Raw genomic sequence first — 10842 nt, 5'->3', positions numbered from 1 at the left:
ATTGATGAAGTTTACAATATTCATGGTCAAAACCGTTTATTTTGACCTAATTTAGATACATTGAATGATCACAAATAGCAATTGTCACTAACTGTCATTATATATTTATTTGGCTACTGGTGTAATTACGGATATACATATAATTCAATTATATCAAATGTGCTATTTTCTTTAAATCTGCCAGGAATTATTTTTATTTTTGTAACTTTAGTCAGACTATTTGAAAATACATTATGAGCTGCTGTTAAAATAACATTAGGTGATATAAAAAAACCTGTTGATTTATATTTTCTGCTTTTTAATGTCCTTAATCGGTATGTTTCAATATAACAAATCTGATTAAATGGCTCAATATTAGTATCATCAATTATTTTTTTGAACATAAAATTTAATTGAAATAAATTTTGAATTGCATGTATCAATTTTTTTCCACTTTTAAACTTTAAAAAAAATCTTAAATAGGGCAAACATAATCTACACCATACTTCAAAATAAGTGCTATAAATCCAATAATAAATGGAAAGAGTAATGCTGGGATTCCTGAACCGAAAGCCGGAATTAAAGCTAATAATATTGCACCAATAATTTCTTTTGCATCTAGGTCTTTTATTTCTTTTATAGCTTTGCAAATTATTTTTCTAATTTTGTTTTTGAGTTTTTTGAACCTTATTTTTTTACCAATATTTAAAAAAAAATTTTTTTCAAAATTATTCAATATTAAATCAGCATTATCTATTTCAGGCTCATTTTCTAAGCTTTTTGCTATTGATTCATCCTCTAAAAATTCAAGAACTTCAGGATTAAAAAGTTCGCTGTCCATATAATTTTGAATATCGAATTCATTTAAGTTTAATAGTAGCCTTGCTTGATCTTCGATATAAAAAAGAACGTTGTCATTTATATCATTTTCTGATTCTATTAAGTAATTTATCATAGCTGTATGTATTTGTTTGTTCAAATATTTTATAATTTTTTTTAATTCGAAAAATTTAAAGTTTCAAAAAAGGTCTATTTTTTAATTTCAACCTTTCCTCATCCTTTATCCTTTCTTGCTCTTAATTCATACTATTGTTTGGACTCGTAATTATTAAAAATATTTATAATTTGATAATTAATTGTTGAGAAATAATGACTTCCAAATTAGTATTTCATTATTTTTCTAATGGTTTTAGGATAAATAACACTGTCTGTTGGTAGTAATCATTCCCCCTCACCACCACCTCAATCTTAAAATCATTGGTCTGATAACCGATGCCTGGGAAATTGTTGATTTCTCTGGCAAAGGAGAGATTCAAGGTGATATAACGGTCGTTCAAATCCCATGTGCGAGACTTTACTAATATATGTTACTCGTCAATGTCTTCTTCTGAAAAATCAGGTTCTCCAAATTTCTGAACAATGGTTGAATACAAGCTATCAAACTTTTCGACGAAGGCTGATTCTTGTTTATTCAGATCGAGCAAAAGCGCTACATTTTCATTGGCATTGAAGCTGGGGTTATACAGCCCCCAATTATAGATAATTCCAGAAGCTGCTTTGGATGCATTATCAAAAAGATACCAAACATGGAGCGTTAGTGGAAACGAAGTTGAAGGCCTTTTATAGATACGTGCGTTGACTTTTTTACTTTGTGGAATGCCATCTGTAGGATTCATAGAAATTGTCAACTCCGATTTTCCTACCAATTGACCACCACTATTTTTTTCGAGTTTTCCTGATTCTTTCAGAGTAGGAAATTCAATTTCGGGATTAATCTGAGCTACAACTGTGGTTGAAAGCAACAATAAAAAGCACAGGAATAAAGAGGAAGTTGTATGCATAGTATTGTACAAGGATTAGTAGATACAATATCTAAAAAACTAAGAACATTTCACTCCTCCAGCTCCCTATTTTCCGCAACTACCGTCTCAGCATCCAAACTTTTTTTCAAAGCTTCAATCTCCAAACTGAGGGCGCTGTATTCGAAGATCTTTTGACTTTCCAAGGAGTCTAATTTTACCTGTAGCTGCTGTATCCGTCGTTCGAGGGTGCGAAATCTTTCCAGGTCTGCTGCTTGAAAGTCAGACTTAGAAGGAGGTGCCGGTGATTTAGGTTCCTCTCGGGCAGGGCTTGGTCTATTGCTTGAACTCGGGAACACCAATTCCGGTGCATACCAATTGGACAGGTTGAGCATCCAAAAGCGCTTGGTAGGATCGATGTTTTCTGCCTTTATCTCACGCATCAAGGGAAACATCAAGGCTAACACTGTTACCAGAGAAATAAAAACAGGGTTTAAGGATTGTAGCTTTTCCTCAATTTGCTCCTTATCGATTTCATATACCGGATCGGTTTCTCTATCCAGGCGTTCCTTCAACTCTTTGATGCGCTTGACCTCTTTTCTGGATTCCAGGTATACAGTCCCAAACAAGATTACCTGAAACAGAAAAAGGAATAAACCAATACGCTGATAATCGAATAAATAGGACTGATAAATAGCTTGGGCATTTTTGATCCGGTCCGTGTACTGATTTTGTTTGAGAGGCAAAAATTCATTGAGGTAACTTTCATAAAGCTCAATTCGGTCTTCAGAAACAGTAAGACCTGTTCCTTGAAATTCTACAATCGAGTTGATCTGTGCATCGATTTTACCAAACAATTCCTTTTTCTCCGTCGAAATCGATGTGTTTTTCAGGTAAGTTGCATTGGTAGGCAAATCCAAAAAGGAGTTTAGGGACTTGAGATACTTTAGATTTACCTGTAAGCGTTTTAAAACTTCCGTTTGACTTTCGTAATGATCTACTACATAAGAATAGAAATTTAATGGATGCAGGTAATGCACCAATACCTCATTTTCTTTGCTCTTGTAGCTCAGCGGGATGATGGTTTTCGGAAAAACTGTCGTTTTAAGATTGGTGAACAGTCTGGAGTAGAAGGCATTGATCTCCTGTTGGTTAGTGGGAGGTTTGATCTGCTGTGCCTGTTTATCGTAACTCCCATAAAAGAAACTACGCATTCGAATCAATTTGATATTATTGTCTCTGAAATAGGCAGCATTGATAGGTGTGAAAAACTCCATTTCATCTTCTGGATTGAAAAGGAAGTTGAGCAAATTGGTATCATACTTGTCGATCAGACTGAAAAAGCGAATAGGTTCATCTTCGATATTGCTCCAATTGCCCCGAAGGTAAATCAGATGGTTATGCTTATGAATAAAATTCAGTATGGCAATTTGTTGATCAATAGTTTCCTCATCAATATTTTCAAAGGAGGGAACCAACTTTCTGTCCGTAATATTCTCAGCTGCACTCACCCGCCTATCGTAGTATTCAAAATTTTCGAATTCCATCATACTTTTAAAAAAGAACGGAATGAGCAAAAAACCAATTAATATCAGGAGTTCTACTGCTGAGAGCGTTTTTATTTTTAGGACAATGATCTGGGGTAATTGTTTGATTTTTTGATATCCATAGTTGAAGGCTAAGATTACAAAGACAAGCAATAGTGCTAAAAACCCGAAAAAAATTGCAGTATCAACTAATACGGACTTTAAGGAGCTGTCAAATGAACTATTGAACAAATACATGCTGCGGTTGACATGAGGGAGTAGATATATCAGGGCAAACATTAATAGCATAGGGGCAAGTAGGAAGCGTAAATCTGGTTTTTCGTACCCGAGTACCCTGGTTTTTCTCAAAAATAAGGACGTGACAACTGAACCGTAGATGAAAATTGTCATCCATAAAATCACGATCATATTATCCCGAAACAAAAACCAAGGCTCCGAGAGGTATAAGAAACCGATACCCAAAACAAGGTTCAAAAAAGAAAGAATCAATCCATATTTTAAAGCAGACTGGAATAGGATGGGTGCGAGTTCGAATTCCCTGAAGTGTAGTCCGATTCGTTTACTTAAAAAGTAAAACTCAGCAATTCCGATGGCTCCATACCATACGATGACTATAAAGGAACTGTATTGAAAAGTGCCCCAGTGAAAAATAAACTTATCAGAAAAAAACAATAGGAATGGGCTGATTCTCATCGCAAAAAAAATCCACTTGTAATCAAATTTATTGATGAGATCTCCGCAAGCAGACTCAAATTTTTGCTTGGCACAGGCCGGAATAAATCCTAAAAAGCTCCAATAGGTTAGGAAAAAGAAGCATGGCAGTAAAAAGTAAAATAAAGCAAACCAGGTTAGGGAATCAAATGTGGTGGTGCCGTTGACGGAACCGGCGGATTCCAAAAGTTTCGGTAAAAAAGCTGAAAACCCGCCATAGCTGATCAATAAACCGATGCCGGTTTCCTTGAATTTATTGAGTTCGAAAAGCTTATTTACAATCGCTGGCATGGGAATAGATCGTTAGCGTGTATTTCATTTTAAAAAGCCGCAACACCTTAGATGTCAATACGGGCATGCAAATGAAAAATAGTTCATGAAAAGTTCTCGAATTTTTTCGGAAAGTAAATCTATATATGGTTCTAAAATAGGTTGATTTTAAGTGGGTTACATAAAAAATTTAGGTATGAATAATTTTTATGAAAAGAATCTTACAATCCAAAAAGCTCCAAAATATCTTGACGCTTGTTTACTTCTAATTTTTTGTAAATATGATTGATATGTGATTTGAGTGTGCTGAGAGAAATAAACAACTCATCACAAATCTGCTGATTGGACTTAAACTGAAGAATAAGATTCAATACTTCCCGCTCTTTTCTCGATAGAATCTTTAATTTTTCTTGTAAATCCTTGATCTCAAGATCTTCTTCATCCTGTAGCTGAGATTTCGCTACCTGATAGTTTTTGGTCATCGTGCCAGCGTAAATCCATGAAAAAATAAAACCCATGAGTAACAGTAAATACAAAACCACAAAAGAAGTCTTCCATTGCAATACGGGACCAATTTCTGTGAAGATGATGTAATTTGCTCCTAAAAACGTGAGGGCAATACTTGGGACTAAGATACTATTGAACTGCTTGGAGTTGAAATTATGATTTTCCAAAAATCTATACATGCTAAAATGAATTGGGACTAAAATAAATCAATAAAAACACATAAATTTAGTGTTTTTAAAACAAATAAAAAATACCCCAATTGGGGTATATTTCTCACTTTTCTTTTTTGCTTTTTCTCTGTTTGAGGAATTGCTCAAATTCAAGAGGGGAGGCGGTGATGACTCCCTGATAAGCCATATCCACACTCTTTTTGCGCTGGGTCATGTAGCGGATCATGGAAAAAATGGTCACGAAGACAGAGAGGGAGGTTAGCCAAGCTACTGCCTGATAGGAAAACACGATAATTCCAATGCATCCGACGATTACCAAGCTTCTAAAAAATTTGGACTCGGCCATGTGCCGCTCCATATTTTCATAGAGGGGCGGTTGATGGATCAGTAGCCATGAGCAGCACCATTTGAACGCATTGATTACTTGGCCACTTTTGACTCCTGTTCTGTAAATTTTGTAATCCACAATAAGCTCCTGCAATTCTTTGTTTGGCCAAATGGTATCTTTGAATCTATCATACACCCAATCATCCAAAAAAGAGCCTATGGAAAATAAAAAGTGTCCCAGAATATAGATGAGTACCAAAAATTTCCCCACATTAATCCACCCCTCATACTCGTGGATGCCAATGGTATGAAACCAATCGCTTAGCCAGGCTATTTGTCCGAGCACAGCTACTAAAATAGCTCCTGGAACAAATAAGGATAAAATATCCAGAATATAGGTTTTGATGCTTTCGATCATTGTGAAAGTTAAGATTAAAAAAAAACTGATGAAATACCCCAAACGGAGTATTTTTAAACAGCTAAGACGGTTAAAGCTTTGGCATAATTCATGTTGCATACATTTAAATGCGAATGGATGCTAAAAATTTGCGTCAAATTTTTTAGTTTTCCTGAATAATGAGTACTTATGTGACTTTCAATAGGATCTAATGTTTAAAATTTCCGCTAAAGTGATCAGAATTTTTTTTTCAATGTTTTTTGCACTTCTACTGATTCAGCAAAGTGCTTTTTCACAAGTACGTGTGCCATTTGAACCACGAGCTGCTCAGGCTGACCCATCAAAAAAAAATTACCGTGTCAACGGTGACTTTTTAATCATCGGAAATACCAATCTTACCTTGGAGGACTATGACGACTTCAAGATGAATGATAACCGGATGATATACACCTCTGCTTTTGTGGGTGGTCACTTGGGAGAAATTAATTCTTCTGGTGCAGAATTGAAATTTCCACAAGCTGCTGGGGTGGATCATGCATGTACAGAGATTTTGTTTGCAGGATTGTATTGGACTGGGAGAAGTGGGGAAAGTAGGTTTGTCACCATTACAGATCAAGGTGCAACCCGAACAAGGGATAAGCAGCAGATCATCTTTCAAGGACCGAGGCCAGGAGATCGATTAAATATACTGGTAGATGAAAATAGCATCCGATTTCCTGAAGGTTTGGACAATGACAATGATGTAGGGATTTTTGTGGGTTTTCAAGATGTGACGGACTATGTGAAGTTTCATCGAGAGGGCTTCTATGCAGGTCTTGGTTTAGCACTTTTACAAGGTACTAATTATTACTTCGGGGGTTGGTCCTTGGTAGTGGTCTATGAAAATCCCAACCTCCCTTTAAAAGATATCACCGTTTTTGATGGGTATGCGTATGTACGGGGATTGATAGATGAGGAATTCATCATTCCAATAGAGGGCATTCAAACCCAAGAAGAAGGCAATGTGCGGGTAAAAGTGGGAATCATGGCAGGTGAAGGAGATGTCAGTGCTAACGGAGATTTCTTTGCCATCGAAAGAGGTGTAGGCACCAACGATTTTGTCAGACTATCCCATGATTCCAATACCCCTGATAACTTCTTTAATTCCAGTATCAATGTAGGAGAAAGCAGGCGCATTCCGAGCTTCAAAAATAATACAGGGATGGATTTGGCTACATTTTTTATAGACAATCCCAACAATGAAATTATTGGTAATAATCAGACCAGTCTGCGCTTCAAGTATGGTACCAATTGGGATACCTTTGTCATCTACAATTTAACTATTGCCGTGGATGTAGACGAACCCGCAATCGAGGGTTTTCATCAATTACTCACGATCAATGGGGGTACAAACTTTGTGGGCACTTTTAGCCCTGGCGACCAACTGGGACTTACAGTAGATATTCGGAATCTTGGCAGCGATCGCTTATTGAGCAACCGGATCGAAATGCAGCTACCTAGGGGGCTTGAACTCGTGTCAGCATCGGGGGAAAACTTTCAAGATCCTACTACAACTAATGTAGTTCACACTGTGGATCCATCGGGAGCATCCATTCTGCGTTGGGATTTTGGAAACTTGGATCCAGTGGCTGATCGATCAGAGGTGTTAGCTAGGCTCAATTATACCGTTCGGGTGACAGAAAATTGTGACATCATTAGTACTCTTTGTGACGCAACCGTATCGTTGGATGGATTTATAACCGGTATTGCGGCAAGCAGCGGGCAACCCTATGGAGAAATCCCCCTCATTGTAGAGAGTGAGGATGCCGGCGCTTGTTTGAGAGGTAGTTCAACCGTTGCACCAATATCTATTCCATTGGATGTGTTTACCTACTTGAGATTTACTTGTTTAAATGATTTTGACGAGGAGGTGAAAGTTTGTAATCTTTCGCAATTGGAAGAAGTGCCTATGGAGGTACTGGCACAATACTTTCCCAATGGGACTCGGTTTTTTGATCGAAACCCGATGTTTGAAGGAGCAGTTGAAATTGGAGGCAATTCAGGTAACCCTTTTCCTCCACTTACTGATAACGTTTTTTTTGCAAATTTTAATGAAAATGAAATCAGGTGTTATATACCCTTTTTGCTAGTTGATAATATTCTGGAGGTAGAGATTCGAATAGATAAAGCTTGTGAATCTACAGATGGTAGGAGGGCGTTTGAGACGGAAATCACCGGCTTTAAGCCAAGTACACGAATATTTTTGAATGATGCTTTAGTAGATCTGGCTTCCATTCAGCGTCTTTTTCCTGGTGATTATGTACTTCGGGTAGTAGATGGAGGATGTGTGGTTGAAAAAGAGTTTACAATTAGACCATTCGAGGGTTTTGGGGTGGAATTAATAAATGAGCGTAGCATTTTCGAAAATGTTTGTCCAGGTGGCAGAGAAGGGTTGTTGGTGTTTGAAGTGACAGGAAATGTACCCTTTGAAAAGTTAGAATTGACAGGTTTTCCTACTAGAGGAGGCTCTTTTGTACGTTCATTGCCGAATCCAGCACCTGGAGAGTACGAATTTGGAGCACTGCCATCAGGTAGGTACGAATGGAGATTGGTAACGGTGGATGGCTGCGTTCAGGAGGGACAAACAACCATTGTGGACTCTGACGCTTTCTTTATACCCGCAGCATTTGAATACGAAGGGGACCCTGCATCTCAGTTTGAAGGGTATTTAATCGGTGAAAGGATTCAGTTTACCATCATACAACCAACAATTTACACCAGTGTACAATGGGACTTTGGAGATGGCACCACTTCTACCTTGGATAATCCTACCCATACCTACCAATCCAAAGGAATATATACTATCCGATTGAGAATGGTGGATATCAATGGCTGTACGCAAGAGGTGCTTGAAACTATTGAAATCTCTGCTGGCAGCTTGCGAATGCCTACGGCATTTTCTCCCTCAGGGGATGAAAGAAATAGGCATTTCTTTCCGGTAGCCATTCAATTGGAATCCCTGACCTTCCGAGTATTTAACCGTTGGGGCGAAATGGTCTTTTTTACCACTGATATCAATTCCAAAGGATGGGATGGAACTCATCAAGGCAGAGAAGCTCCAGCAGGAACCTATATTTACCAACTAGATTACAAGATTATTGGGGAACCTGCCAGCAATCAGAAAGGCTCTTTTATATTGATTAGGTGATCTCACGAATGTAAGATTCAATCAAATGCTGTTTGGAAGGGTGAACAAAAAAGCAGTTTCTGACACCATTATCTACTGCTCGCTGAATGCTTTCGGTAAAGCATAAACCTTCAGGATACTGATTGTAGCACACATATCCAAGTTGGTGAAAAATAGCTTCCAATTCCACTTCATTGGTTTGAAATAGGGTCTCGCATATAACAATGGGTAGGTGTTTTTTCAGGGTCTCCAATCCTTTTCCCAAAATCAAGTGTTCCGTTCCTTCGGTATCCATTTTGATTAAATCAATCGGAAAGTTGATACTTTCACTAAACTGGTCCAAGGTGGTGGTCGGTACTTCATTGACAGTAAACGCCTCTCCTTTATTTAAGGCAGCAGCACTTCCGGTTCCTGCCAAATTATACTGCAGATAGGGGTACTTTCGGCTTCGTACCTCATGAAAAGTGATGCTTCCTTCTTTTTCCGATAAAGCCATCGCCTCTATCTGAATATTGTTCAACGAGTTTATCTCCACATTTTTTCTCAAGTAATGCAAGGGACCTTTGGCCGGTTCAAAGGCGATGACTTGGATTGCGGGATTTTGCTTGGCTGCTAATAAACTGTAATAACCAATATTGGCGCCTATATCTAAAAATCCTCGGATGTTCTTACTGAGCTCCAAAAACAAGGAGGTGTATTCAAATGAGTTGAAATCCTCCCAATAGACTAATTGCGTTAAGTAATTTGTCTGGTTGGTGCAGAGGATAAGTTTGTTGTTAGCGGATAAATCAAGGGTGATTTGACCACTGGGTGGAATACGAAACCAGGAAGGAAGAATAGGGATTAGTAATTTATTCAGTCTTCTGAGAGCAAAGTTGATGGTTGGCTGGTAGATGATTTTATAAAAAACTTCCTTCATATGTTATTAGGCTTTAAGAGCTGCCAAGAGTAAATTTTTTCTATTAGACAGCGGGTAAAGTGATTTGATCCGCTCTCTAGAAGTAAGGTTGATGTTTTTTCCTTGTGAAAGTTGATGGATCAGCTGTACGCTTAATTTTAAATTGGATAGTCTTCGGAAGGGAACGCTTACTCCGGTAGTTCCTACTATGGAAGGTAGGGAATTTACTTCAGAAACGATGGGGATGCACCCACACAACATCGCTTCGCATAAGGCACAACCAAATCCTTCATAGCAGGAAAGCTGGAAATAATAATTGGCAGCTTGGTATTCTTTTCGTAAAGCTTCTTTATCCAATCTTCCCAAGAAAGTCACATTGGATGGGGCTTGGATGCTTGGTGGACATTCAAGTCCTGCAAACCTGAAATGAAAATCAGGCCTCTCAGCCGCTAACGCAAGGATTAAGTCTCCTCCTTTCAACGTGAATTGAGCTGGAGACATGACGGTGAGAAAGGTTGATATTCCTGTCTTTAAGGCTTCATAAGGAACCCAGTAATCCACATCAAAGCCATTGGGAATTACTTCTATTGGCGCTTGTAAATGGGGGAAGTGATACCTAAGACCATTAATTACCGGATTTTCTAAATCGATAAAGGAATTTTTGGTATAAATCAGTGATTCGGAGACGGGAAGTAATTTGGTTGCCAATTCATAGGATTTTTTACAAAACCATTTCAGTAAGGGAATCCGCAAACTACCATAGTTCAATGAAGGGATGGATGCACAGTCTGTCCCATGTAATACTATGTACACCGGCTTTTTCAACAACTTCCCATAAAGTGCTGGAATAAGAGACCAATAGCCGCCAAATTGAACCAAGACCACCTGATAGGAAGGCAGTTGGAATAAAAGGGACACAGCTTGTAAGAACAGGAACCATGGTGCCAAGGCTTTTTTCCTCCAGTTGTAAGTGTTGATGTCGATTTGATAGTCTGCTGAAAGCATGGCAATATCCTGTTGGATAAAGCTGTGCATCTCCGGGATGACCATCAATAATCGCGGCTTCCCCAT

Annotated in this window: 9 protein-coding genes; 1 reads left to right on the top strand and 8 read right to left on the bottom strand. The window is 38.1% G+C overall.

Annotated elements, in window-relative coordinates; genetic code table 11:
• Positions 1-454 precede the first annotated feature (454 nt).
• From ACXIUD_RS00320 to ACXIUD_RS00295, 6 genes are all read right to left on the bottom strand, one after another.
• Positions 455-934 (bottom strand): hypothetical protein, encoded by a 480-nt coding sequence (locus ACXIUD_RS00320; RefSeq protein ID WP_458050649.1) that lies wholly within the window; start codon positions 932-934, stop codon positions 455-457.
• A 217-nt stretch (positions 935-1151) separates the two neighbouring features.
• A complete protein-coding gene (locus ACXIUD_RS00315; protein ID WP_458050648.1) occupies positions 1152-1316 on the bottom strand; it encodes a hypothetical protein in 165 nt (54 codons plus the stop codon).
• Positions 1317-1346: 30 nt separating this feature from the next.
• Positions 1347-1820 (bottom strand): hypothetical protein, encoded by a 474-nt coding sequence (locus ACXIUD_RS00310; RefSeq protein ID WP_458050647.1) that lies wholly within the window; start codon positions 1818-1820, stop codon positions 1347-1349.
• 50 nt (positions 1821-1870) lie between these two features.
• Positions 1871-4327, bottom strand: coding sequence for a hypothetical protein (locus ACXIUD_RS00305; protein WP_458050646.1), 2457 nt, complete (start codon positions 4325-4327; stop codon positions 1871-1873).
• A 200-nt stretch (positions 4328-4527) separates the two neighbouring features.
• Positions 4528-4992: a response regulator transcription factor gene (locus tag ACXIUD_RS00300; RefSeq protein WP_458050645.1), complete on the bottom strand. Its 465-nt coding sequence runs from the start codon at positions 4990-4992 to the stop codon at positions 4528-4530.
• 94 nt (positions 4993-5086) lie between these two features.
• A complete protein-coding gene (locus ACXIUD_RS00295; RefSeq protein ID WP_458050644.1) occupies positions 5087-5728 on the bottom strand; it encodes a hypothetical protein in 642 nt (213 codons plus the stop codon).
• A 232-nt stretch (positions 5729-5960) separates the two neighbouring features.
• On the opposite strand from ACXIUD_RS00295, the gene ACXIUD_RS00290 reads away from it, so the two are divergent.
• Entirely contained in the window at positions 5961-8894 is a 2934-nt protein-coding gene (locus ACXIUD_RS00290) for a PKD domain-containing protein (protein WP_458050643.1), read from the top strand.
• On the opposite strand, the gene ACXIUD_RS00285 is transcribed toward ACXIUD_RS00290, so the two are convergent.
• Both ACXIUD_RS00285 and ACXIUD_RS00280 read right to left on the bottom strand, forming a co-directional pair.
• Entirely contained in the window at positions 8887-9792 is a 906-nt protein-coding gene (locus ACXIUD_RS00285) for an FkbM family methyltransferase (RefSeq protein WP_458050642.1), read from the bottom strand. The two genes, ACXIUD_RS00290 and ACXIUD_RS00285, sit on opposite strands and share 8 nt — an antisense overlap.
• Before the next feature lie 6 nt (positions 9793-9798).
• Positions 9799-10842: a glycosyltransferase family 4 protein gene (locus ACXIUD_RS00280; RefSeq protein ID WP_458050641.1), complete on the bottom strand. Its 1044-nt coding sequence runs from the start codon at positions 10840-10842 to the stop codon at positions 9799-9801.

It is taken from the genome of Mongoliitalea sp. (assembly GCF_054166905.1).
Note: the sequence above shows the minus strand (reverse complement) of the source record. Positions and strands in the feature narration are given on the sequence as shown.